The sequence below is a fragment of the Streptomyces pluripotens genome (assembly GCF_000802245.2).
Lineage (GTDB): Bacteria > Actinomycetota > Actinomycetes > Streptomycetales > Streptomycetaceae > Streptomyces > Streptomyces pluripotens.
The window spans coordinates 1,185,693-1,208,045 of record NZ_CP021080.1 but is presented as its reverse complement, the minus strand read 5'-3'; the positions used below and the strand labels follow the sequence as shown (position 1 = coordinate 1,208,045).

The 22,353-nt window shown below is 70.8% G+C and carries 22 protein-coding genes and 1 tRNA gene; 14 read left to right on the top strand and 9 right to left on the bottom strand.

Annotated elements, in window-relative coordinates:
• The first annotated feature begins 142 nt into the window (after positions 1 to 142).
• From LK06_RS05255 to LK06_RS05245, 3 genes are all read left to right on the top strand, one after another.
• Positions 143 to 1,192 (top strand): hypothetical protein, encoded by a 1,050-nt coding sequence (locus LK06_RS05255; protein ID WP_071659102.1) that lies wholly within the window; start codon positions 143 to 145, stop codon positions 1,190 to 1,192.
• A gap of 225 nt (positions 1,193 to 1,417) precedes the next feature.
• Complete coding sequence (locus LK06_RS05250; protein WP_039651753.1) at positions 1,418 to 2,152, top strand: molybdopterin-dependent oxidoreductase; 735 nt, start codon at positions 1,418 to 1,420, stop codon at positions 2,150 to 2,152.
• Complete coding sequence (locus LK06_RS05245; RefSeq protein ID WP_039651754.1) at positions 2,136 to 2,765, top strand: cytochrome b/b6 domain-containing protein; 630 nt, start codon at positions 2,136 to 2,138, stop codon at positions 2,763 to 2,765. The genes LK06_RS05250 and LK06_RS05245 overlap by 17 nt, the downstream gene beginning before the upstream one ends.
• 51 nt (positions 2,766 to 2,816) lie before the next feature.
• On the opposite strand, the gene LK06_RS05240 is transcribed toward LK06_RS05245, so the two are convergent.
• Together LK06_RS05240 and LK06_RS05235 are read right to left on the bottom strand one after the other, a co-directional pair.
• On the bottom strand, positions 2,817 to 4,268 hold the full coding sequence (locus LK06_RS05240) for a GntT/GntP/DsdX family permease (protein WP_039651756.1): 1,452 nt from the start codon (positions 4,266 to 4,268) through the stop codon (positions 2,817 to 2,819).
• A gap of 36 nt (positions 4,269 to 4,304) precedes the next feature.
• The gene (locus tag LK06_RS05235) at positions 4,305 to 4,823 is read right to left on the bottom strand and encodes a gluconokinase (RefSeq protein WP_043433246.1); all 519 of its coding nucleotides are present in this window, start codon (positions 4,821 to 4,823) and stop codon (positions 4,305 to 4,307) included.
• A 139-nt stretch (positions 4,824 to 4,962) separates the two neighbouring features.
• Between LK06_RS05235 and LK06_RS05230 the strand changes: the two genes are divergently transcribed.
• Entirely contained in the window at positions 4,963 to 5,664 is a 702-nt protein-coding gene (locus tag LK06_RS05230; RefSeq protein WP_039651757.1) for a FadR/GntR family transcriptional regulator, read from the top strand.
• Between the two features lie 16 nt (positions 5,665 to 5,680).
• Here the strand turns inward: LK06_RS05230 and LK06_RS05225 are convergent, their stop codons facing one another.
• Entirely contained in the window at positions 5,681 to 6,112 is a 432-nt protein-coding gene (locus LK06_RS05225; protein ID WP_043433220.1) for a YchJ family protein, read from the bottom strand.
• Between the two features lie 104 nt (positions 6,113 to 6,216).
• Here LK06_RS05225 and LK06_RS05220 point away from each other — a divergent pair, with 104 nt between their 5' ends.
• Genes LK06_RS05220 through LK06_RS05210 form a run of 3 tightly spaced genes read left to right on the top strand, consistent with a single transcriptional unit; the run spans position 6,217 to position 8,973 of the window.
• Positions 6,217 to 6,531 carry a dsRBD fold-containing protein gene (locus LK06_RS05220; RefSeq protein ID WP_039651759.1) on the top strand — a complete coding sequence of 105 codons (315 nt, stop codon included), beginning with the start codon at positions 6,217 to 6,219 and terminating at the stop codon, positions 6,529 to 6,531.
• Positions 6,532 to 6,543: 12 nt separating this feature from the next.
• Entirely contained in the window at positions 6,544 to 7,845 is a 1,302-nt protein-coding gene (locus LK06_RS05215) for a phosphoribosyltransferase family protein (protein ID WP_039651760.1), read from the top strand.
• 15 nt (positions 7,846 to 7,860) lie between these two features.
• Positions 7,861 to 8,973, top strand: coding sequence for a CapA family protein (locus LK06_RS05210; RefSeq protein ID WP_039651761.1), 1,113 nt, complete (start codon positions 7,861 to 7,863; stop codon positions 8,971 to 8,973).
• 21 nt (positions 8,974 to 8,994) lie between these two features.
• On the opposite strand, the gene polX is transcribed toward LK06_RS05210, so the two are convergent.
• Both polX and LK06_RS05200 read right to left on the bottom strand, forming a co-directional pair.
• A complete protein-coding gene (polX, locus tag LK06_RS05205) occupies positions 8,995 to 10,722 on the bottom strand; it encodes a DNA polymerase/3'-5' exonuclease PolX (protein ID WP_043433225.1) in 1,728 nt (575 codons plus the stop codon).
• Between the two features lie 235 nt (positions 10,723 to 10,957).
• Positions 10,958 to 11,045 (bottom strand) — tRNA-Leu (locus LK06_RS05200).
• A gap of 214 nt (positions 11,046 to 11,259) precedes the next feature.
• On the opposite strand from LK06_RS05200, the gene LK06_RS05195 reads away from it, so the two are divergent.
• From LK06_RS05195 to LK06_RS05185, 3 genes are all read left to right on the top strand, one after another.
• Entirely contained in the window at positions 11,260 to 12,585 is a 1,326-nt protein-coding gene (locus tag LK06_RS05195) for a M20/M25/M40 family metallo-hydrolase (RefSeq protein ID WP_039651764.1), read from the top strand.
• 163 nt (positions 12,586 to 12,748) lie between these two features.
• Positions 12,749 to 12,982 (top strand): chaplin ChpH, encoded by a 234-nt coding sequence (gene chpH / locus LK06_RS05190; RefSeq protein WP_039651765.1) that lies wholly within the window; start codon positions 12,749 to 12,751, stop codon positions 12,980 to 12,982.
• Between the two features lie 145 nt (positions 12,983 to 13,127).
• Positions 13,128 to 13,928, top strand: a complete 801-nt coding sequence (locus LK06_RS05185) for a chaplin (protein WP_043433228.1) — start codon at positions 13,128 to 13,130, stop codon at positions 13,926 to 13,928.
• Positions 13,929 to 14,017: 89 nt separating this feature from the next.
• Here LK06_RS05185 and LK06_RS05180 read toward each other — a convergent pair whose 3' ends face one another.
• Positions 14,018 to 14,206, bottom strand: a complete 189-nt coding sequence (locus LK06_RS05180) for a DUF5703 family protein (RefSeq protein ID WP_043407302.1) — start codon at positions 14,204 to 14,206, stop codon at positions 14,018 to 14,020.
• 47 nt (positions 14,207 to 14,253) lie between these two features.
• On the opposite strand from LK06_RS05180, the gene LK06_RS05175 reads away from it, so the two are divergent.
• On the top strand, positions 14,254 to 14,991 hold the full coding sequence (locus LK06_RS05175; RefSeq protein ID WP_043407299.1) for a hypothetical protein: 738 nt from the start codon (positions 14,254 to 14,256) through the stop codon (positions 14,989 to 14,991).
• A gap of 58 nt (positions 14,992 to 15,049) precedes the next feature.
• Here the strand turns inward: LK06_RS05175 and LK06_RS05170 are convergent, their stop codons facing one another.
• Complete coding sequence (locus LK06_RS05170; RefSeq protein WP_107430811.1) at positions 15,050 to 17,356, bottom strand: ATP-dependent DNA helicase; 2,307 nt, start codon at positions 17,354 to 17,356, stop codon at positions 15,050 to 15,052.
• Positions 17,353 to 18,336, bottom strand: coding sequence for an aldo/keto reductase (locus LK06_RS05165; protein WP_043407296.1), 984 nt, complete (start codon positions 18,334 to 18,336; stop codon positions 17,353 to 17,355). The genes LK06_RS05170 and LK06_RS05165 overlap by 4 nt, the downstream gene beginning before the upstream one ends.
• A gap of 174 nt (positions 18,337 to 18,510) precedes the next feature.
• On the opposite strand from LK06_RS05165, the gene LK06_RS05160 reads away from it, so the two are divergent.
• Both LK06_RS05160 and LK06_RS05155 read left to right on the top strand, forming a co-directional pair.
• The gene (locus LK06_RS05160) at positions 18,511 to 19,566 is read left to right on the top strand and encodes an LLM class F420-dependent oxidoreductase (RefSeq protein ID WP_043433700.1); all 1,056 of its coding nucleotides are present in this window, start codon (positions 18,511 to 18,513) and stop codon (positions 19,564 to 19,566) included.
• A 195-nt stretch (positions 19,567 to 19,761) separates the two neighbouring features.
• On the top strand, positions 19,762 to 20,550 hold the full coding sequence (locus tag LK06_RS05155) for a hypothetical protein (RefSeq protein ID WP_039648722.1): 789 nt from the start codon (positions 19,762 to 19,764) through the stop codon (positions 20,548 to 20,550).
• Positions 20,551 to 20,575: 25 nt separating this feature from the next.
• On the opposite strand, the gene corA is transcribed toward LK06_RS05155, so the two are convergent.
• Positions 20,576 to 21,571, bottom strand: coding sequence for a magnesium/cobalt transporter CorA (gene corA / locus LK06_RS05150; protein WP_039648723.1), 996 nt, complete (start codon positions 21,569 to 21,571; stop codon positions 20,576 to 20,578).
• A gap of 62 nt (positions 21,572 to 21,633) precedes the next feature.
• Between corA and LK06_RS05145 the strand changes: the two genes are divergently transcribed.
• The gene (locus LK06_RS05145; RefSeq protein WP_043433698.1) at positions 21,634 to 22,320 is read left to right on the top strand and encodes a histidine phosphatase family protein; all 687 of its coding nucleotides are present in this window, start codon (positions 21,634 to 21,636) and stop codon (positions 22,318 to 22,320) included.
• Positions 22,321 to 22,353 lie beyond the last annotated feature (33 nt).

The following is a 22,353-nucleotide window of genomic DNA, read 5'->3' as shown; positions in this document are numbered from 1 at the left end:
CCTGCGGCGATCAGCCTCAAATGGCTTTCTCCCTACGTTAGGTGAAGTTATCAACACCTCCGTTCCGCTTGACGTGACCCTTGGCTGAGGGTTTGCTGTGAGTGATCGTTCGATGGCAGCCTGAGAAACAGGAAGTCCTGCGGTGTCCCCAATCCCGCCTCTGCTCGGTGCCCACCGGGCCCTCACGGACCAGCCCAACGGCATCGTCCCGGACGCTTCCGGCGCCTTCCGCGGTGCCTGCGACGAAGTCCTCGATGACGCCCTCGATGACATCCTTGACGATGCCTTCGACGACGCCTTCGACGATGCCTTCGACGACGCGGAACTGCGCACCGCCCGGGCTGCCTTGACGCAGGGCCGCTGGCAGGCGGCCCGCTCGCTGCTGCTGCGCACCGGCGACGACTGGGACCGCCGTGGTCACCGCCTCACCGTGCTCGCGCGGCAGCCCTACGCCGCTGCCTGGGCCCACGACTGGCTGCACGCCGAGACCGGCTCCGCCGATGCCGCGGCGCTGTTCGCCCTGGCCCTGGTCCACCGTTCGCTGCGCGGCAAGGAGGATCTCGAGCGGGCCCGCGAGGCCTGTGCCACGGCCGCAGCGCTCGCCCCCAGCGACCCCACCCCCTGGCTCGGCCTGCTCCTGCTCGCGCGCGCCTACGGCCCGGAGCGCGAACTGCTGGGCGTCTTCGCGGAACTGGGCCGCCGCCACCCCGAGCACCACCATGCCCACCATCTGGTGGTCGCCCGGCTCGCCGAACGGCCCGCGGGCGGCCGGGCCGAGACCCACGAGGTGTACGACTTCGCCGAACTGGCCGCCGCCGGGGCCCCCGCGGACTCCCCGCTGGCAGTCCTGCCCGTCGTCGCGTACGTCGAGCGCTACCGGGTCCTCGCCGCTGCCGGCCTGACCCCGGCCGACCCGTCGACCTCCCGGCACTGGTCCGGCCCCCGAGCCCGCCGGATCCTGCGTGCCTGTTTCGACTGGTGGTTGGAGTGGGAACACGATGACCATCCCCGCCGCCACGTCGACCTCAATCACCTCGTCTTCGCCCTGTCCGGCGCCGGTCGTGCGGCCGAGGCGGCGGCTCTGTTCCAGCGCATCGGGGAGCACGCCACCTCGGCGCCCTGGTCGTACGGGCGCCGGGACCCGCAGGTGGCCTTTCGGTCGGCGCGTGCCCGGGCGCTGGGCATCTGCTGAGCGGCGCGCGGGAAGCGTGCAGGTCTCGCGATCACCACCAGTGGTCCGCGGCCGACGGCACGGAGGCGAGCCGCTGCAGCGGCGTGCGGCCGTCCCGGAGTCGGTACAGGGGTGAGCCGCCGCAGGGGGCGAGGTGCCGCCGCGGATCCGGGAAGTCATTACGGATTGCTGACCGGCGTCCGTGCTCCCTGGCCCCAGGGTCCTCCCCAGTGCTCGAATGGGAGCGTGAACCCCGAACGATCCGAGGCATCCGAACCGAAAGGCACTCCCGTCGGCCGCCGTGTGTTCCTCGGCACCCTTGGCCTGGGCGCGCTCGGCGTGGTCGCCGCGCCCACGCTGCAGCGCGGCCTGGAGAACTTCCTCGGTGGCGTCGCCGACAAGGACCCCACGGGCCTGACCGGCCTGCTCCCCAACGGCGGCGGTTTCCGCTATTACTCCGTCGCCGCCTCCGTCCCGCACAAGAGCGCCACGACCTACCGTCTCACCGTTGACGGCCTGGTCGATCACCCGCGTAGCTACACCCTGGCCGACCTGCGTGCCCTGCCGCAGACCCGCCTGGTCAAGGACGTCCAGTGCGTCACCGGCTGGCGCGTCCCGGGTACCCCCTTCGAGGGGGTACGGCTCTCCACGTTGCTGGACGCGGCGGGCGTCCGCTCCTCCGCGAAGGCCATCCGCTTCACCTGCTTCGACGGCACCTACACCGAGAGCCTCACCCTCGACCAGGCGCGCCGCCCGGACGTGCTGGTGGCTCTGCGCATGCAGGACAAGAACATCGGCCATGACCACGGCGGCCCCGTCCGCCTCTACGTGGCCCCCATGTACTTCTACAAATCGGCCAAGTGGCTCTCCGGCATCACGGTCACGGACCGGGTCAAACCAGGCTATTGGGAGAAACTGGGCTATGACGTCGATGCCTGGGTGGGGCGCTCGAACGGACGGACTGATGAGCCTACGAGCTGAGACCCCGGCCGCTCCGCCGGGCGCCCGTGTGGGTCGCTTCAGCCATGCCGAACGCTGGGTGCACCGTATGACGGCCGCGCTGATGGGCGTGTGTGTGCTGACGGCGGCCGTCCTGTACATCCCGCAGTTGGCGGTCCTGGTCGGCCGCCGTGAACTGGTCGTCCGTGTGCACGAGTGCGCGGGGCTGGCCCTGCCGGTGCCGGTCCTGCTGGGTCTGGCCTCCCGCGCCTTCCGTGCCGATCTGCGGTTCCTCAACCGCTTCGGCCCGCACGACCGGGTCTGGCTGCGCGCCGCGATGCGCCGCGACAAGCGGCGTTCCTCCCGCCCGGCGGGCAAATTCAATGCTGGCCAGAAGATCTACGCCGCCTGGATCGCCGGGGCGACGTTGGTCATGCTCGGCACGGGTCTGATGATGTGGTTCACCCACCTCACGCCACTGATGTGGCGCACCTCGGCGACCTTCGTCCACGACTGGCTGGCTCTGACGATCGGAGTGGTCCTGGCGGGCCACATCGGCATGGCCCTGGGCGACCCGGAGGCACGGAGGGGACTGCGGACCGGCGCGGTGAGCAGGGAGTGGGCGCAGCGGGAGCATCCGTTGTGGCGTCCGTGACCGATGCGGCCCCGGCTGGCCGGGGCCGCATCGGCCGTCGCCGTACCCCGCCTAGATCACCACGGACACCAGCAGGATCAGACCGCCCGCAACCACCGAGATGATCGTCTCCATGACGGACCAGGTCTTGAAGGTCTGGCCGACGCTCAGTTCGAAGTACTCCTTCACCAGCCAGAAACCGGCGTCGTTGACGTGGCTGAAGAAGAGCGAGCCCGCGCCGACGGCCAGGACGAGGAGGGCCGCGTGCGTGGTCGACATGTCCGCCGCGAGTGGTGCCACCAGGCCCGCCGCCGACACCGTGGCCACCGTCGCCGACCCGGTTGCCAGCCGGATCGCCACCGCGATCAGCCAGGCGAGCAGCAGCGCCGGGACCGGCCAGTGCCTGGAGACGTCCAGGATCGCCCGCCCCACACCGCAGTCGATCAGCGTCTGCTTGAACCCGCCGCCCGCGCCGACGATCAGCAGGATGCCGGCAAGGGGCATCAAGCCCTGTTCGACCGTCCGCTGCAAGTGCTGCTTGCCGAACCCGGCGGGCCGGCCCAGCGTGAAGAAACTGGCGATCACGGCGGCCAGCAGCGCGATCAGCGGCGAGCCGAGGACGTCGCATACCCGCTGAGTTCGGTCGGCCGGGTCGTCGACGGCGATGTCCACCAGCGCTTTGGTCAGCATCAGCACCACCGGCAGCAGCACGGTGGAGAGCGTGGCACCGAAGCCCGGACGGCGCTCCAACTCGGCTGAGGCTCGCTGCGGAAGCATCCGGCCGGGGGCTGGGAGGTCCACCCAACGGGTCGCGACCTTTGAGAAGAGTGGTCCGGCGATGATCACGGTCGGGACGGCGATCAGCACGCCGAGCGCGAGTGTCACACCGAGGTCGGCCCCCACCGCGTCGATCGCGACCAGCGGACCGGGGTGCGGGGGTATGAGACCGTGCATCACGGACAGGCCGGCCAGGGCCGGGATGCCGATACGCATCAGGGAGTGGTCGCCGCGCTTGGCGATCATCAGGACGACCGGGATCAACAGCACGATACCGACCTCGAAGAACAGTGGCAGGCCGATCAAGGAGGCGATCACCACCATCGCCCACGGCATGGCCCGGCCGCCCCGCCCCCGCCCGTCGCCCCCCTTCTGCCCAGCGGCCTGCGATCCCGCACCGCCCCATCTGGACAGGATCGTGTCGACGATCCGGTCGGCGCCGCCGGAGTCGGCGAGGAGCCTGCCCATGATCGCCCCGAGCGCGATCAGGACGCCCACTCCGGCCACCGTGCCGCCGAGCCCGGTGGTGAAGCTGGTGATGGCTTGGTCGAGCGGTGCTCCAGCGACCGTCCCGAGCGCCAGCGATCCGATGGTCAGTGCGAGGAAGGCGTGGAGCTTGAACCTGGTGATGAGCAGGATGATCACGGCGATGCCCACGAGGACGGCGAAGCCCAACCGGGCGTGTCCGGCGGAAGTGATGGGCGGAGGCGTGTCCGCTGCCAGCATCTCGACGCTGAGTCTGGTCACGGGGGTTCCCTTGCGGTTACGGGGACTCTTGGGTGCTTAAGCGGATGCCGCAGGAAGCGCTCGAAGTGCCCGCACCGCGCGTTCGGTGATCTCCCCGGGGCTGCCGCCGACGTTCACGGTGACTCCCGCCTCGTCCGGCGCCAGCGGCTGCAACGCGGCGAACTGCGAGTCCAGCAGCGCGGTCGGCATGAAGTGCCCCTGCCGCCGCGACATCCGGTCCTCGATCAGCTTTCGGTCGCCCGTGAGATGCAGGAACACGATCGCGGGGGCGACGGACCTGAGTCGGTCGCGGTACGACCGCTTCAGCGCCGAGCTGCTGACCACCCCGCCGAGTCCGGTCTGCCGCTGCGCCCAGTGGCCGATGGCATCGAGCCAGGGCCATCTGTCGGCGTCGTCGAGCGGGACCCCAGCCGACATCTTGTCGATGTTGGCCTGCGGGTGGAAGTCGTCGCCTTCGGCGTAGGGGACGCCCAGTCGTGCGGCGAGCAAGGGACCGATCGTGGTCTTGCCCGTCCCCGTGACGCCCATCACGATGACGACCAAGGGGGTGCGCATCGCTACCTCGCTGTCTTCCGCGACATCCGACGCCACATCGGCGTCGCCATACTGAAACTCATTAGGTAGGACTAATTCAAGGGGGCATGACATATACGTCTGACTTTTTGCTCCGTGATCCAGGCCGTACGCTGAGTGCATGAGCACACCAGGCCGGGGGCTGCACGGCCGCGTATTGGACACCCTCGGCCCCGCGATCACCGCCGGCGAATACCCGGTGGGCAGCGTGTTGCGTACCGACGAACTGGCACAGGACTTCGAGGTGTCGCGCTCGGTGATGCGCGAGGCGGTCCGTGTACTCGAATCCATGCACCTGGTCGAGTCCCGCCGCAGGGTCGGGGTGACGGTCCGCCCGAAGACCGAGTGGAACGTCTACGACCCGCAGGTCATCCGCTGGCGTCTCGCGGGCGCCGACCGCCCGCACCAACTGCGTTCCCTGACCGTGCTGCGCTCCGCGATCGAACCGGTCGCCGCGGGCCTGACCGCGAAGAACGCGACGGCGCAGCAGTGCGCCGAACTCACCGAGTGCGCCCTCGGCATGGTGGCCCACTCACGCGGGCACAAGCTGGAGGAGTACCTGGTCCACGACATCGCCTTCCACCGGGTCATCCTGTGCGCCTCGGGCAACGAGATGTTCGCCCGGCTCGGCGACGTCGTCGCGGAGGTCCTGGCCGGCCGTACCCACCACGAGGTCATGTTCGAGGACCCCGACCCGGCGGCCGTCACTTTGCACGTGCAGGTGGCGGAGGCGGTCCGCGCCCGGGACTTCGCCCGGGCCGAGGAACTCACCAGGCAGATCACCCTGGGCGCCCTCCACGAACTGGACGTCCTGGCACCCTAGGCGTGCTGCCCCCGCGCTACTCGCCCGGTTCGGGGAAGTCCCCGTCCACGTAGACCCACGTGCCGTCCAGCCGCTCGAAGCGGCTCCGCTCGTGCAGCGAACCACCCGGGTACGAGGCGCGGAAGGTCACCGTGCCCGTGGTGTGGAAGGCGGAGCCGCCGGCCGTACCGAGGATCTCCAGGCCCGTCCACGGCATCGTGGGGTCGAGCTCCAGCCGCCCGGGCCGAGTCCGGGGATGCCAGGTGCGCAGCAGGTACTCCACGTCCCCCGTCGCGAACGCGGTGTACCGCGAGCGCATCAGTAGCTCTGCGGTCGGTGCGGCGGCCGAACCCGTGGGGGCCGCCGCACCAACCGAGCGCGTTCGAGGCGCGGACAGGAACCGGCCGCAGCAGGCGTCGTAGGGCCGGGGGAGTCCGCAGGGGCAGGAGCGCGTCGTCATGGCCCTCATTCTGCCCGCCTCCTGGGAGGCATCTGCCGTCGGCGGGGTGCACAGTGGAAGGGTCCGGCTGGTGCGCCCCGCCGGGCTCGCGGTGCAGGGAGGAGAGACGCACCATGACCCGACCCGTGAGCAACCGTGCTCCGCACGTCAAGGAGTGGCGGCTGAGTCTGTACCTGTCCGAACACGACCCGGACACCACGGCCCGGATCGTCCTGGACACCGGTGACAACGTCATGGAGAGCCGCGCGGAGGCCCGCCGGAACCCCTATGACGCGTCGGTGCCGGAGATCGGCGACGAACTCGCCGCCGGGCGTGCGCTCATCGCCATGGGCCGCAGGCTCCTGCGCGCCGCCGACGGCGACATGAAAGCGACCGGTGCGGCCGAGTCCGATATGCCGGCACCGCTCTGGCAACCGTACGGCGAGTGAGGAGAGGCCACCGTGTTCACCGACCGCCTCGAAGCGGGCCAGCGGCTGGCCGCCCGGCTGGAGTACCTCAGGGGCCAGGACCTCGTGGTCCTCGGACTGCCCCGGGGCGGAGTGCCGGTCGCGGCAGCGGTCGCCGACGCGCTCGACGCACCGTTGGACATCTGCTTGGTGCGCAAACTCGGCGCGCCCTACCAGCCGGAGCTGGGGCTGGGCGCGATCGGCGAGGACGGCGTACGCGTGCTCAACCAGGAGGTGATGAGCGCCACCGGGGTCACGCAGGCGCAACTGACGCGGGTCGAAGAGGACGAGCGCCGGGTGCTGGAACGGCGGGCCGCGCGCTACCGCGGCGCGATCTCCCCGGTTCCCGTGGCCGGACGGACCGCCGTGGTCGTCGACGACGGCGTGGCGACCGGTTCCACCGCCCGGGCGGCCTGCCGGATCGCCCGGGCCCGCGGCGCGGCCCGGATCGTGCTGGCGGTCCCCGTGGCCCCGCCGGACTTCGCCCGGCGGCTGGGCGGCGACGCGGACGAACTGGTCTGCCTGGACACCCCCCGGTACTTCTCCGCCGTCGGCCAGTTCTACGCCGACTTCGCGCAGGTCGACGACGAGGAGGTCATCGCCTGCCTGCGGCAAGCCGCGAGGCGCCACCGGCAGGCCGGCGGCACCGACTCCGGCGACCGGGAGGTGACGGTGACCGCCGGCGGCGTCGGTCTGCGCGGGCGACTCACCGTACCCGGCGGCGCCACCGGGGTTGTGGCCTTCGCCCACGGCAGCGGCAGCAGCCGACACAGCCCGCGGAACAGGTACGTGGCCCAGGGACTGCGCCGGTCCGGCCTCGGCACCCTGTTGTTCGACCTGCTCACCGAGGAGGAGGAAGGCGACCGCACCAATGTGTTCGACATCGGCCTGCTGGCCGGACGGCTGACGGACGCCACCCGCTGGCTGCGCGAGGAACCCGAGGTCGAGGGGCTCGCCGTCGGCTACTTCGGCGCCAGCACCGGCGCCGCCGCTGCCCTGTGGGCCGCCGCCGAGCCCTCCACACGCCCCGCCGCGGTCGTCTCCCGCGGCGGTCGGCCCGACCTCGCCGGACCACGGCTGCCCGCCGTGACCGCGCCTACCCTCCTCATCGTCGGTGGCGCGGACCCCATGGTCCTCGATCTCAACCGCGAGGCACAGGCCCGGCTGCGCTGCGAGAACCGGCTGGCCGTCGTCCCCGGTGCCACCCACCTCTTCGAGGAACCCGGCACGCTCGATGCGGTCACCGAACTGGCCCGCGACTGGTTCACCGACCATCTGGCACCCGCCCACGTCTGACCTGGGCCAGGCACCATGCACGAGCACGCTGTCGACCTGTTCCTCGCCGGTGACGTCATGCTCGGCAGGGGCATCGACCAGATCCTCGCGCACCCCGGCGACCCGGCCCTGAGAGAGGCGTACCTCCGCGACGCCCGGGACTACGTCGCCCTGGCCGAGGCCGCGAACGGCCCGATACCCCAGCCGGTCGGGCCCGCCTGGCCCTGGGGCGAGGCGCTGGCGGCACTGGACGCCGCCGCGCCGGACGCACGCGTGATCAACCTGGAGACCGCCGTCACCCGGGACGGCGACTTCGCCCCGGGCAAGGGCGTCCACTACCGGATGAACCCGGCCAACCTGCCCTGCCTCACTGCGGCCCGCCCGGACGTCTGCACGCTCGCCAACAACCACGTCCTCGACTTCGGGCCACTCGGCCTGGAAGAGACGCTGGACACCCTGGCCCGAGCGGGCCTGCGCACGGCCGGCGCGGGCCGGGACAAGGAGGAGGCGCTGCGGCCGGCGACCGTCCCCCTGCCGACCGGCGGACGCGTGCTGGTGTTCTCCTTCGGGCTCCCCTCCAGTGGTGTCCCGGCCGGCTGGGCCGCCACCGCCGAGCGGCCCGGCGTCGCCCTGGTCGCCGCTCCGACTCCGTCGGCCGTGGCGGACTTCGCCGACCGGGTGCACGGCACCGCGCGCCCCGGTGACATCGTGGTCGCCTCCCTCCACTGGGGCGCGAACTGGGGCTACGCCGTCTCCTTTGGCGAGGTCCGGTTCGCCCACGCGCTGATCGACGCCGGCGCCCACATCGTGCACGGGCACTCCTCACACCACCCGCGCCCGCTGGAGGTGTACCGGGGCAGACTCGTCCTGTACGGGTGCGGAGACCTCGTCAACGACTACGAGGGCATCGGTGGGTACGAGCGCTACCGGGACGATCTGCGGCTGCTGTACCTGGCCTCGGTCGAGCCCACCACCGGCCGGCTGACCGGTCTGCGGATGGTGCCCCTGCGGGCGCGCCGGATGCGCCTGGAGCGGGCACCGGCAGAGGACACCGCGTGGCTGCGCGAGTCCCTGGCCCGGTGCAGCCGGGACTTCGGCACCCGGATCGAGCACGGGGACGAGGGCACCCTCGCCGTACGGCGCCCCTGAGGCACCGACTCCGCCACCGGGTCATCCGCGCACACTCCTGCGCAGAAAGCGGCGTAGCCGGGTCAGCGGCCAGGTGTTGATCACGTCGTCCCGGGTGAGCCAGCCGCGCTGCGCGGTGCCGACGCCGTAGCGCAGCTGCGCCAGGTGCGGGACGGAGTGCGCATCGGTGTTCACGGCGAACTTCACGCCGTGCGCCCTGGCACGCAGGATGTACTCGTCGCACAGATCGAGGCGGTCCGGCTGGGCGTTGACCTCCAGCGCGGTGCCGGTGCGCGCGCAGGCCGCGAACACCTCCTCCCAGTCGGCGTCGACGCCCGGCCGCCTGCCGATCAACCGGGCGGTCGGGTGCCCGAGGACGTCGACGTACGGGTTCTCGCAAGCGCGCACCAGCCGCCTGGTCATGGTGGCCCGGTCCTGATCGAAATGGGAGTGCAGCGAGGCCACACACAGATCGAAACCGGCCAGGAACTCCCCGGGCCAGTCCACCTCTCCGTCCGGACCGATGTTGAGTTCCGTGCCGTGCAGCAGCCGCATCCGGTGCCGGGTGCCGTCCAGTTCCCGCAGTCGCTCGCGCTGGGCGAGGATCTTCTCCTCGGTCATGCGCTGCATATACAGGTTGGGCGCGTGGTCGGTGACCGCGTAGTACGCGTAGCCGCGCTCGGCGGCGGCCTCCACCATCGCCTCCAGTGGGGCGAGCCCGTCCGTGAGATCGGTGTGGCTGTGCAGGTCGCCACGGATGTCCCGCTCGGTCACCAGTTCGGGTAGCGTGCCGCGCAGCGCCGCCTCGATCTCCCCGCGGTCCTCCCGCAGCGTCGGCGGGATCCACGGCAGCCCGAGCCGGGCATACACCTCCTCCTCGGTGCGGGAGGCGACCGACGTCCCACTGCCGGCGTCGAACAGACCGTATTCGGAGAGTTTCAGCCCCTGGTGCACGGCGATGGTGCGGGTGCGGATGTTGTGCGCCTTGGAACCGGTGAAGTACTGCAGCCCGGCGCCCCACGACTCCGGCGGCAACACCCGCAGGTCCACCTGCAGCCCCTTGGTCGTGCGCACCGACGTCTTCTTGGCGCCCCGTGCGATGACGTCCCCGGTGGTTGGCAGGTCGCACAACGCCGCCATGAACGGCGCCGACCGTCGTGCCGCCACCAGGACATCGAGGTCCCCGACGGTCTCCCGCATGCGCCGCAGAGACCCGGCGTACGCACATCGCCGGCAGCCCGGAACCCCGGAGAGCGCGGTGATGACCTCCTCGGCGGTGTCCAGCGCCAAGGGCAGCGAAACCCGGCCACCCGCCGTCCGCAGTATCTCGATGCCGTGCCGGATGTTCTCCTGCGTCTTCTCGCCGAAGCCCTTCAGGTCGGCCAGTGCATCCGCCTCGATGGCCGCGGCCAGCTGGTCCACCGACGCGATGTGCAGGTCCTCGTAGAGCCGCAGCGCCTTCTTCGGCCCGAGGGTCGGAATCCTGATCAGCTCCCGTACACCGACCGGGATCGCCGTCCGGCGTTCCTCGATGACGGCCATCCTCCCGGTGCGCAGATACTCGGCGACCTTCTGCGCGATCGACCGGCCCACGTTCGGGATCTCCCGGAGACCACTCGTGTCCAGCCGTGAGATGTCGGTGGGATAGCCGCCGATGGCGCGCGCCGCCTTCTCGTAGGCGCGCACCTTGAAGGCGTCGCCCCCCGTGATGGCGATGAGGTCCGCGTACTCCTTAAGGAGCGCCTCGACCTCGTCATTGGGCCGGGCCACACGTCAAGTCTAGGAGGCCGACGGCTGGTGAGCCGCGCGTCCCGGACGACCGCACCCGAAGAGGGGCACGTACGGACGCTCGTAAGGACGGAGCGCGGAAATGCCGCCTCCGGTGCGGGTCGACTCGATCCCGCATCCTTGGTCTGACCTGGGGAATCGCTGGGGCGTCGGTCACGTGGTCGGTCACGCCACAGCCCGGAAAAGCAGAAAACCCCTGATGTACAGGGGTCTCAGCTGGTGTCCGAGGGGGGACTTGAACCCCCACGCCCGATAAAGGGCACTAGCACCTCAAGCTAGCGCGTCTGCCATTCCGCCACCCGGACAAGGTGTCTGTCGTGCGAAAGTTCCCGTGGGCGGGGCTTTCCTCGCGGCGACGGAGGAAACATTACCAGGCTTTCGAGGATGGCTGATCACCCCCCGTCTCCGGCGGCGGTCACGGGTGAACGGCGTGTGACGGGCCGGGACGGGTCTTGGGCCCTGGGCGGGGCCGGAGGGAGGATGGGGGGACCACCAGCAGTGACGACGGGAGGAAGCAGCGTGAGCGAGACGGGCGCCGCCGGCGGGATCACCGGCGAGGACGAGGTCGTGGACCTCTGCCGCGAGCTGATCCGGTTCGACACCAGCAACTACGGAGACCACTCCGGGCCCGGTGAGCGCAAGGCCGCCGAGTGGGTCGCCGAGAAGCTCGCCGAGATGGGGCTGGAGCCGAAGATCTTCGAGTCTCACCCGGGCCGTGCCTCGACGGTGGCTCGCATCGAGGGAGAGGACCCCTCACGGCCCGCGCTGTTGATCCACGGTCACCTGGACGTCGTACCGGCCAATGCCGACGACTGGACGCACCACCCGTTCTCGGGTGAGGTCACCGACGGCTGCGTCTGGGGGCGAGGGGCCGTCGACATGAAGGACATGGACGCCATGACGCTCGCCGTCGTACGCGATCGGCTGCGTAGTGGGCGGCGGCCTCCGCGGGACATCGTGGTCGCCTTCCTCGCCGACGAGGAGGCAGGCGGCACCTATGGCGCCCGCCACCTGGTCGACCGTCACCCCGAACTGTTCGAGGGCGTCACCGAGGCGATCAGCGAGGTGGGCGGCTTCTCCTTCACCGTGAACGAGCAGCGGCGGCTCTACCTGATCCAGACCGCCGAGAAGGGCATGCACTGGATGAAACTCACCGTGGCCGGCACCGCCGGGCACGGTTCCATGATCCATCGCGACAATGCCATCACCGAGCTGTCCGAGGCCGTCGCCCGGGTCGGCCGCCACAAGTTCCCGGTACGGGTGACCAAGACCACCAGGGCCTTCCTCGACGAACTGGGCGATGCGCTCGGCATCGAGCTGGACCCGGAGGACATGGAGTCCACCCTGGCCGAGCTGGGCGGGATCGCCAAGCTGATCGGCGCGACTCTGAGCAACACCGCCAACCCCACGCAGCTGAACGCCGGCTACAAGGTCAACGTCATCCCGGGCGAGGCCACCGCGCACATCGACGGACGTTTCCTGCCCGGATACGAGCAGGAGTTCCTGGGCGACCTCGACCGGCTCCTGGGGCCGAACGTCCGCCGCGAGGACGTGCACGCCGACAAGGCGTTGGAGACCGGCTTCGACGGGGCGCTGGTGGCGGCCATGCAGTCCGCGCTGCTGGCCGAGGACCCGACGGCCAAGGCGATCCCCTACATGCTCTCCGGCGGTACCGACGCCAAGTCCTTCGACGACCTCGGCATCCGGGGCTTCGGCTTCGCGCCGCTGAAGTTGCCGCCGGAGTTGGATTTCGCCGGTATGTTCCACGGCGTCGACGAGCGGGTGCCGGTGGACGGGCTGCGGTTCGGCGTGCGGGTGCTGGACCGGTTCATCGACGCCTCGTGACGTCGTGTCGCGCCGGGGGCGCGAGTCACGGTAATCGGGCAGCCGTGCGGGATCGACTGAGATGGGTGAATGCGACCATAAGCTCGTAGCTCCATTACTCCCTCCTCGTTACAGGTGACGTGATCCCCGCACCTTGGGATCGCATTGCCAACTAGGAGGAATAATGATCAAGAAGGTCGTCGCTGCTGCGGCTGCCACCGGTGGGCTGGTTCTCGCGGGCGCGGGCCTGGCCGTCGCCGACTCCGGTGCCCAGGGTGCTGCCGTGCACTCCCCGGGCGTCGTCTCCGGCAACGTCATCCAGGTGCCCGTGCACGTCCCGGTGAACGTGTGCGGCAACACGATCAACGTGATCGGGCTCCTGAACCCCGCCTTCGGCAACACCTGCGTCAACAACTGACGCCGGCTCCCTGGAGGGACTTCTGTCCTGACAGGGGTGCCCGCCCTGAGGGGCTTCTTCTACGAGCCGTCGGCCTCGGAGCGCGTGCCATGCGTTCCGAGGCCGACCGGTCTTTTCCAGCAACGAAGGCAGGGGGGAATTCAGCATGCGGCAAGGCACTCGCAAGGGCCTGATGACCATGGCGGCTGCAACCGGAGTGATCGCCGCGGCGGGCGGCTACGCCCACGCCGACTCGGTCACGTCCGGCACCGCCGCTGGCTCACCGGGCGTACTGTCCGGCAACACCGTGCAGGCGCCGGTGCACGCGCCGGTGAACGTCTGCGGCAACACCGTGAATGTCGTCGGGCTTCTCAACCCGTCGATGGGTAACAAATGCGTCCATCGCGGCGGCACTTCGATGGGCCACGGTGGCTCCGGCGGCACGCACGCCGGCGGCCACACCAGCGGCTCGCCGGGGGTTGGTTCCGGCAACACTGTGCAGGCGCCGATCGATGTTCCGGTGAACGTGTGCGGCAACAGCGTCAACGTGATCGGGGGCGGCAACGCCACCACGGGCGACGACTGCGCGAACGGTGGCGGACACGGCAATCACCCCGGGCATCCCGGTCATCCGGGCCACCCTGGTCACCCCGGTCATCCCGGCCATCCCGGCCATCCTGGTCACCCGGGTCACCCCGGAACCCCACACCACCCCGGTAAGCCGGGGCACTCCGGTACACCGGGTACCCCGCCCCCTCACGGCGGCCCCGCGTCCCCTGGATCGTCGCAGGTGAAGGAGGCGTCGTCCCGCGTCGAGGCGCAGGGCGCCGGCTCCGGCAGGACCCCGGTCACCGCCCAGCTCGCACACACCGGCAATGACGTGCCGCTGGGCCTTGTGCTGCCCGCCGGTGCGGGCGCGCTGCTCGCGGGCGCGGTGCTCTACCGCAAGGCTCGGGCCATGGGGTGATGGTCCGGCGGGTAGGAGGGCCGGGACAGCGGTCGGACGGAGCGGGTCCCGCCATACCGGCGGGACCCGCTCTGCTCAGGCGTTCCGCCTCACCACGTGGCGCGTACCTGGCGGATGATCCGCCGGCGCAACCGCACTTTGCGGCTGCCGTCCCGCAGCAGACTCAGTCGGTCCAACTCCCAGTGTCCGTACTCGGCATGGTCCGTCAGCAGCCGCGTGGCCTCCTTGCGGGACACCCCGCGAGGCACGTACACGTCGACAAATTCGTATTCCGGCATCGCATCTATTGTGCGGGCTGGTGCCCGGTACGGATAGCGTCTGCACTATGTCTGATGCTGCGCAGCCCACCGCTGCCGAGGTACGCGCCGCCGCCGAGGCGGTCAAGACCGCGCTCGACCGTCATCTGGCTGCGGTCGAACGCAGGTCGGGGGAGGACGACCCGACCGTCTCCGAGGCGTTCAACCAGCTCGCCGCGGCCGCCGAGGCGTACGACGAGCTGCTCTACGACTGCTACGACGAGGTGACGCCCTTCGAGATCCCCGGTGCGGAGGACTCGCTGCCGAGGTACACGGGTCCGGAGGAACCGCACACGGTCAGCGTGCTGATCCGCCGTGACTACACCGTGGCGGAGCCCCACCGATTGCTGGCGCAGGCTCAACGGGTCGAGGCGGCGGAGTACCAGGACGTCGGCGGGGCGGACGAGGGCGTCGCCGATACCGTCCCCGGAGCGCTGGGTGTTCTCTTCGGCGAGTTCGAACCGGACGAGATCGCCTCCCGGCACAGAGAGTTCGGCCTGGAGGAGGGCGACTCCACACTCTGGGTGACCGCGGCGGATGAGACTCCCGAGGCCGGTGAGTGGCTGGAGACACCCTTCGAGCCCGTCGATCCGCAACGGGTGGTGTGCCGCTTCGACGTCAGTGCGGTGTTCGACGACGTCTCCGACGAGATCGGAGACGAGGGCGATTTCGACTTCATCGACGACGAGGAGAACGGCGAGGACGCCCAGGAGCGTAGGGCGGGAACACGGAACGCGGACCTGGAGCCGCTGGACACCGAGAGGTGAGGCGGTAGTCGGTGGTGCCGTACCGGCCTTGGGCCCCTGCGGCACCACCGGACGCCGCTCAGTTCGAGGACAGCAGCTGCGTGCGCAGCAAAGTCTGGAGCCGGGTCGTGCGGGGCTTGGCCGGGACTTCGGCGACTGCCCTCGCTAGTGCCTGCTCTGCTCCGTGGACCACGGACAGATGGCGCAGCGCCCGGCCGAACGCCGTGTACACCCAGGGTCTGCTGAGCGCCTGCACGGCGTCACCGGGCAGGACCACGACCGCCGCCGCCCACCGGGTGCCCACCGCCTGGTGGGCGGTCAGTGCCCAGCCGTGCCGTACGGAACCCGCCACGCGGTCGCGCGGTACGACGACGACGGCGGCGCCCGTGCACGACAGGTGCAGTCCGTCGATGTCGGCCTTCACCACCACGCCGGGCATCGTGCGGCCGGGTGCGGGGGAGTAGGCGATCCGGTCGCCGGGGTCGAAGCCGCCGAACTGCCCGGGGCCGGGGTTGAGGCGTTCCTTCAAAGCGGCATTGAGGGCGCGGGTGCCGGCGGCGCCGCCGTGTCCCGGAGTGATGACCACGGTCTGTCCGGCCGGAACACCGAGCGCCCGCGGCACCGAGTCCGCGACCAGCTGCACGGTCCGGTGGACAGCCTCGCCCGCATCCCGCACCGGGACGATCACGATCTCCTTGCCGGGTGCGGCCACCTGGTCCAGTTCGCCGGCCCCGATGCCCGAGACCAGTTCACCGATCGGGCCCGGGTCGGGGGCGCGGGAGACGATCCGGGGGCAGGCGCGGACGCCGAGCAGGTCGGCGAAGACCCGGCCCGGACCGGCCGACCAGAGCGCCGACGGATCGCCGCTGAACACCAGCCTGCCGCCGTCGGGCAACGACTCCACCAGCGCCGCGGCGCTCTCCACGTCGAGCTGGGGCGCGTCCAGCACGATCAGCAGATCCAGCTCCAGAGTGCCTTCCGCGTCGCGACCGGGCCCCTCGGCGCCGGACAGGAGACCGGCGACCGTCCCCACAAGCTGCTCTGCCGCATCCCCACCTAGCAGCTCCGCGAGGCGGTGGCAGCCGTCGGGCGTGTGGCAGGCTGCGAACACACGCAGGCCCGCGGTCCGGGCGGCATGGAGGAGCGCTGCCGGTTCGGCGCGGGCCGCCTCCCCGCCCGTGTGCAGCACCAATCCGTGGACGGTGACCGCGCGCACCAGCTCCGTCGCGGCGCCGGACACCTCCCGAGCAGCCTCTCGCCAGCTCTCCTCGCCCTCCTCGGGCAGCGAGTTGACCAGCCGGGCCAGACCGTCGGCGAGGCTCTCCTCAGCCAGCGCGTACCGCTCCAGGCCGACGAGGACCCGGACCGGCAGTCCTTCCTCATCGTCCTGGGGGCCACCGCCCGGCTCCGTCGTCCGCTCCGCCCGCTGTCCTGCTGGCTGCTCCTCGCGCCGGGCCGGGGCTCCCGGTTCTTCCAAGGCGTCCTGGAACACCAGGGCCTCGCCCGAGGCGAGTGTGCTCTGTACCGCGGCGTCCGGGTCAGGCACCCCCTGCCGGCCCAGCGCCGCACTGAGCACGGGCAGTTCCAGTGCCGTGTGGCCCGCCACGGCCGCCTGCTCCAACAGCCAGACGGCTACCGCGCGGCCCCGCCGTTCGTCGTCCGTCCCGCAGCCGGCGCCGAGCAGCGCCCGGGCGAAGCCATCGGCTTGATCGGGCCGCACGCCGCCGGCCCGGAGCAACTGCCAGGGATCCTTCCGGAGCACGGCGTCGGCACCCTCACCGAGAACCGCGGCGACCTGGGGTGCCAGCGCATCGGGGGCGCCGCCCTCGGCCAGCACTCCGCGCACGGCCTCCACGGTCTTCGACGCGGGCGCGCCGGGCGTGGGGGCCGGCTGCGGTCGGTGCCCGGGAGCCGGTGCCGGGCGGCGCGGAGCCGGGTCGGAGTCGCCGAACACCGTGGAGGCCGGTTTCTCGCCGCCCTCTACCGCGCGTACCGCCGCGAGCAGGTCGGCTGCCTTGCCGCTGAGTTTGGCGCCGCTCTCGATCGGGCTCGTCTTGCCGGCCTTGCGCCGCTCGATCCGCTCCCGCTCGATTCGCTGTGCGGCCAGTTCGGCCTCGGCTTCGGAGACCTCGGCGACGGCGGTGGTGTCCGTACGTGCTGAGTTCCGCTCGCCGTCCGCGCTGTCGGCCTCCGTGCCTTGCGTAGCCTCCGTGGTTCTCGTGGTCCCGTCGGCCTCCCTGGCCCCGTCGGCCTGTGTGTCGGCCTCTGTCCCGTCATCGCCGTCCGCATGGTGTTCCCCCGGGGCATCCGGCTGCCCCGGGGCCACCTCCGGCCTGTCCGGTGTCCTCGGCCCGGCTTCCTCCGCGGTCTCCGGCTCCGTGCTCACAGCGTGCTCCAGTCGTGATCGGGATAGCGGTGCACGGGCGCCGACACGTCGTCGAGTGCCCGGCAGATCTCGTCAGGAAGACTAAGGGTCTCCACTGACAACGCAGCCGCGAGCTGCTGCGCGTTGCGCGCGCCGACGATCGGCGCGGCGACAGCGGGCCGGTCCCGGATCCAGGCGAGCGCCACCTGGAGCGGGGTGACCGCGAGTCCATCGGCGGCGGTGGACACCGCGTCCACGATGCGGGTCGCGGTGTCGTCCAGGTACGGCTCGACGAACGGCGCCATATGCTCACAGGCGCCGCGCGAGTCCGAGGGGGTGCTGTGCCGGTACTTGCCGGTCAGCACTCCCCGGCCCAGTGGTGAGGAGGGCAGCAAGCCGATGCCGAGGTCGAGCGCGGCGGGCAGAACTTCCCGCTCCACACCCCGTTGGAGCAGTGAGTACTCCATCTGCGTGCCGGCCAGCCTGGTGCGGGTGCCCGGTGCCGCGAGCTGCCAGGTGGCTGCCCTGGCGAGTTGCCAGCCGCAGAAGGCGGACACTCCGGTGTACCGGGCCCGACCGCTGCTGACGGCGAGGTCGAGGGCCTGGAGCGTCTCCTCCAACGGGGTGTTGGGGTCGTAGGCGTGGATGTGCCACAGGTCGACGTGGTCCGTGCCCAGGCGGGCCAGGGAGGCGTCGAGGGCAGCGAGCAGATGGCCGCGGGAGCCGTCCACGCGGCGGTCCGGGTCGGGGATGCTGCCCGCCTTGGTCGAGATGATCAGATCCTGGCGCGGGACGAGACCGTCCATGAGGCGTCCGAGCAGGTACTCCGCCTCGCCGTTGCCGTAGACGTCCGCGGTGTCGACCAGGGTTCCGCCAGCCTCCCAGAACGTCTTCAGCATGTCCGCGGCGTCGTGTTCGTCGGTGCTCCGGCCCCAGGTGAGGGTGCCGAGGCCGATCCGGGACACGCGCAGGCCAGTGCGGCCGAGATGCCTCTGCTCCATGCCCGCGAGATTACTGGCCAGAACTGCTGCCGTGGGTTGCCTGTGGATAACTTCGGAGGGCTGCGCGCAAGGCGTGATCCGCCCCGCATCGCGGGCCGCGCACTGCCCCTGTCCCCACCCGCGCGCTAAGGTCTCCGCCACAGAGACGTTACTCGCGGGTAAGGGGAATGGGTCATGCAGCTCGGGATCAACCTCGGCTACTGGGGTGCCGGAATGGACGGGGACAATCTGGCCGTGGCGCAGGAGGCCGAGCGACTGGGCTACTCCGTTTGCTGGGCCGCCGAGGCGTACGGCTCCGACGCGGCGACGGTGCTCAGCTGGGTCGCTGCGCAGACCGAGCGCATCGACGTCGGCTCGGCCATCTTCCAGATCCCCGCCCGCCAGCCGGCGATGACCGCGATGACGGCGGCCACGCTCGACTCCCTCTCCGGCGGCCGGTTCCGGCTCGGCCTCGGCGTCTCCGGCCCGCAGGTCTCCGAAGGCTGGTACGGCGTCAGGTTCGACAAGCCGCTGGCCCGCACCCGCGAGTACGTGGAGATCGTCCGCAGGGCGATGACCCGTGAGCGGCTGACCTACGAGGGCGAGCACTGGACGCTGCCGCTGCCCGGTGGCCCGGGCAAGCCGCTCAGGCTGACCGTGCACCCGCAGCGCGAGCACATCCCGTTGTACATCGCCGCGATCGGGCCGAAGAACCTGGAGCAGGCCGGGGAGATCGCCGACGGCGCCCTGCTGATCTTCCCGTCCGCCGACCACCTTGAGGACACCACGCTCACCCATGTGCGCGCGGGCCGGGAGAAGGCGGGCAAGACCCTCGAAGGGTTCGACGTGTGTCCGACCCTGCCGATCGCCGTCGGTGACGACCGTGACGTGGCCCGGCTCGCGGACACGTTCCGCCCCTACACCGCGTTGTACGTCGGTGGTATGGGCAGCGCCAAGCAGAACTTCTACAACCGGCTCGCGCAGCGCATGGGGTACGAGAAGGAGGCCGCCGAGATCCAGCAGAAGTACCTGTCCGGGGACAAGCAGGGTGCCGCTGCGGCGATCCCGCAGGACCTCATCGACAAGACCACGCTGCTGGGCTCCGTCGACCGCATCGCCGACCGGATGAAGGCCTACGCCGCTGCCGGGGTCACCACGCTCAGCCTCGCCCCCGCCGGCTTCACCCTGGAGGAGCGGATCGCCTCCCTGCGGGCCGGCAGTGAGGCCTTGGAGCGAGCCGGGCTGGCGTAAGAGGTCTTCAGCGGCCGTGGTGGGGGCTCGGGGGTCTTCCCCGCCACGGCCGTCACGGGGAACAACGCGCCGACCGTCGCACGGTTACGACCCAGCGGTTCCCCCTTTCGGGCGAGTCGGTTCGCCCTTCTGTTGCGGCTCCTCTTTGTCCGCATTTGACTCGTTCTCTGCGGAATCCTGTAGAGAGGTGTGCCCATGCTTTCGGCCAAGAATCTGTTCCAGGAGATCCTCGACGACGACGAGTCCTTCCGGCTCTTCTGCTCCATCGCCGCCAGCGGTGAGTCCCAGGGCGGCTGGGAGAACGGACGCATCGCCGCACTGGTACCGCACAGTGAGCGCGCACTGGCCCCGAAGATCGCCCGCCACGGCGCTGACGAGGACAAACACGGGCGCATCTTCAACGCCTTGATGAAGAAGCGGGGACTCGCCCCCGTCCCGGTCCCGCCCGGAACCGACTACACGATGCTCCTGGAACGGCGCGGCATCGGGCTCGCCCACGACAAGCTCAACCGCGACGAGCCGCTCACCGAGCGGGACATCGTCGTCTACCTCGCCCACAGCCGGGTCACCGAACAGCGCGCCGCCGAGCAGATGCAACTGCTCCTCAAGCACTTCGCCGAGCACCCCGACGTCGGCCGGGCCATCCGCGTGATCGCACACGACGAGGACAACCACCTCGCCTACACCCATGAGGAGCTGCTGCGGCTCGCTGCCGCCGGACACGGCCGGCTCATCCAGCGCACCCTGCGCGAGTGCGCACTGGCGGAGATCCGCGTCCACCGGGACGTCAGTCTCGCCGTGATGGCCCGCATGGGCCGCATCCTGGGCTGGTCGACGGCCAAGTCGGCGGTGCTGACTGTCGGCCTCCACGCCATGTACGCCTACGAACGCCTCGTCGGCTGGCGTCGGATGGTCACCCTCAGTATGCCCGCGCACCGCGACGCTCTCGGCGGGCCGGCGACTTCCGCTCCCGAGTTCGCCTGACGGGGCACCCCGTTCGCTGACGGCCTCACAGCCAGCCGCGTTGCTTGAACAGCCGGTACAGCAGCACCTCCAGCACCGCCATCACCACGATCACCGCCGGGTACGACCACACCCAGTGCAGCTCGGGCATGCGGTCGAAGTTCATGCCGTAGACCCCTGCGATCATGGTGGGGACCGCGGCCATTGCCGCCCACGCGGAGATCTTCCGCATGTCGTCGTTCTGCCGCACGCTCATTTGCGCCAGATGGGCCGAGAGAATGTCCGACACCAGCCGGTCCAGCGCCTCGACGGACTCGTTCACGCGCGTGAGGTGGTCGCCCACGTCCCGGAAGAACGGCCGCGCCTTGTCGTGCACAAAGGGCACCGTGCCGCCCAGCGGGCCGGCACCGGCCAGCCGGGCCAGCGGCGGCGCCAGCGGCCCGGTGGCCCGGCGGAACTCAAGGACTTGCCGCTTGAAGGTGTAGATCCGGGACGCGGTGTTGCGTGAGCCGCCGCCCTCCGGCCGGAATACCTCGGCCTCCAGTTCCTCCAGGTCCGTCTGCAGCTCGGTCGCCACCTCCAGATAGTGGTCGACGGTGGCGTCGGAGATCGCGTACAGCACCGCGGTGGGGCCCTTGCCGAGCATCTCCGGCTCGGCCTCCAGTCGACGCCGTACGGCGGCCAGTGGCGCGCCCTCACCGTGTCGGACGGTCACCACGAAGCAGTCGCCGGCGAAGACCATGACCTCGCCGGCCGAGACGGTGTCGCTCTCCGGGTCGTACACGACCGGTTTGAGCACCATGAACAGCGAGTCGTCGTACACCTCCAGTTTCGGCCGCTGATGTGCCTTGAGCGCGTCCTCGACGGCCAGCGGATGCAGCCCGAACCCCTCGGTGACCAGGTCGAACTCCCGCGCGGACGGCTCGTGCAGCCCGATCCACACGAAGCCGCCCGCCGCGCGCGCACCGGTGAGCGCCTCGGACAGGTCCTCCGGCCCCTCGGCACGGTGCCCGTCTCGGTAGACGGCGCAGTCCACGATCATGCGGCGCGCTCTCCCTTCGCCCTCCCACCGCTACACGGTGACGTTGCCCCTACGCTTGCCGCATGCCCACGCTGATCCTCGTAAGGCACGGACGTTCCACCGCCAACACCTCCGGCGTGCTCGCTGGGTGGACACCAGGCGTCGCCCTGGACGAGCGCGGCGCCGCACAGGCCGCCGCGCTGCCCGGCCGGCTCGCGGGCCTGCCGATCTCCGAGGTCGTCACCAGCCCGCTTCAGCGCTGCCGGGAGACGGTACAGCCGCTGCTCCAGGCCCGCCCGGAACTGCGCCTTCACACTGATGAGCGTATCGGGGAGTGCCACTATGGCGACTGGTCCGGCCGCAAGCTCGCCGAACTGCAGGACGAACCGCTGATGGAGGTCGTGCAGGCGCACCCGTCGGCCGCCGCGTTCCCCGGCGGGGAGTCCATGCGGGCCATGCAGACCCGCGCTGCCGAAGCCGTACGCGAGTGGAACGCGCGCGTGGCGCGCGATCACGGTGCCGACGCCGTCTACCTCCTGTGTTCCCACGGCGACATCATCAAGTCACTCATCGCCGAAGCCCTCGGACTCCACCTCGACCTCTTCCAGCGGATTTCGGTGGAACCATGCTCCATCACCGCGATCCGCTACACCCGGCTCAGGCCGTTCCTGGTCCGCCTCGGCGACACCGGGGACTTCGCCTCGCTCGCTCCGCGCGAGGAGCCGGGCGAGGGCGACGCACCGGTCGGGGGTGGTGCGGGCGCACCGTGATCGTCGGCCGCAGTAGGGTGAAGCGAATCCACC

Coding starts and splice junctions, on each gene's coding strand:
- LK06_RS05245 (WP_039651754.1), top strand. CDS start 2,136: ATGAGCCTACGAGCTGAGACCCCGGCCGCTCCGCCGGGCGCCCGTGTG.
- LK06_RS05235 (WP_043433246.1), bottom strand. CDS start 4,823: ATGCGCACCCCCTTGGTCGTCATCGTGATGGGCGTCACGGGGACGGGC.
- LK06_RS05225 (WP_043433220.1), bottom strand. CDS start 6,112: ATGAGGGCCATGACGACGCGCTCCTGCCCCTGCGGACTCCCCCGGCCC.
- corA (WP_039648723.1), bottom strand. CDS start 21,571: ATGATCGTGGACTGCGCCGTCTACCGAGACGGGCACCGTGCCGAGGGG.
- LK06_RS05220 (WP_039651759.1), top strand. CDS start 6,217: ATGACCCGACCCGTGAGCAACCGTGCTCCGCACGTCAAGGAGTGGCGG.
- LK06_RS05185 (WP_043433228.1), top strand. CDS start 13,128: ATGCGGCAAGGCACTCGCAAGGGCCTGATGACCATGGCGGCTGCAACC.
- LK06_RS05160 (WP_043433700.1), top strand. CDS start 18,511: ATGCAGCTCGGGATCAACCTCGGCTACTGGGGTGCCGGAATGGACGGG.
- LK06_RS05145 (WP_043433698.1), top strand. CDS start 21,634: ATGCCCACGCTGATCCTCGTAAGGCACGGACGTTCCACCGCCAACACC.
- LK06_RS05175 (WP_043407299.1), top strand. CDS start 14,254: ATGTCTGATGCTGCGCAGCCCACCGCTGCCGAGGTACGCGCCGCCGCC.
- LK06_RS05155 (WP_039648722.1), top strand. CDS start 19,762: ATGCTTTCGGCCAAGAATCTGTTCCAGGAGATCCTCGACGACGACGAG.
- chpH (WP_039651765.1), top strand. CDS start 12,749: ATGATCAAGAAGGTCGTCGCTGCTGCGGCTGCCACCGGTGGGCTGGTT.
- LK06_RS05180 (WP_043407302.1), bottom strand. CDS start 14,206: ATGCCGGAATACGAATTTGTCGACGTGTACGTGCCTCGCGGGGTGTCC.
- LK06_RS05165 (WP_043407296.1), bottom strand. CDS start 18,336: ATGGAGCAGAGGCATCTCGGCCGCACTGGCCTGCGCGTGTCCCGGATC.
- LK06_RS05210 (WP_039651761.1), top strand. CDS start 7,861: ATGCACGAGCACGCTGTCGACCTGTTCCTCGCCGGTGACGTCATGCTC.
- LK06_RS05230 (WP_039651757.1), top strand. CDS start 4,963: ATGAGCACACCAGGCCGGGGGCTGCACGGCCGCGTATTGGACACCCTC.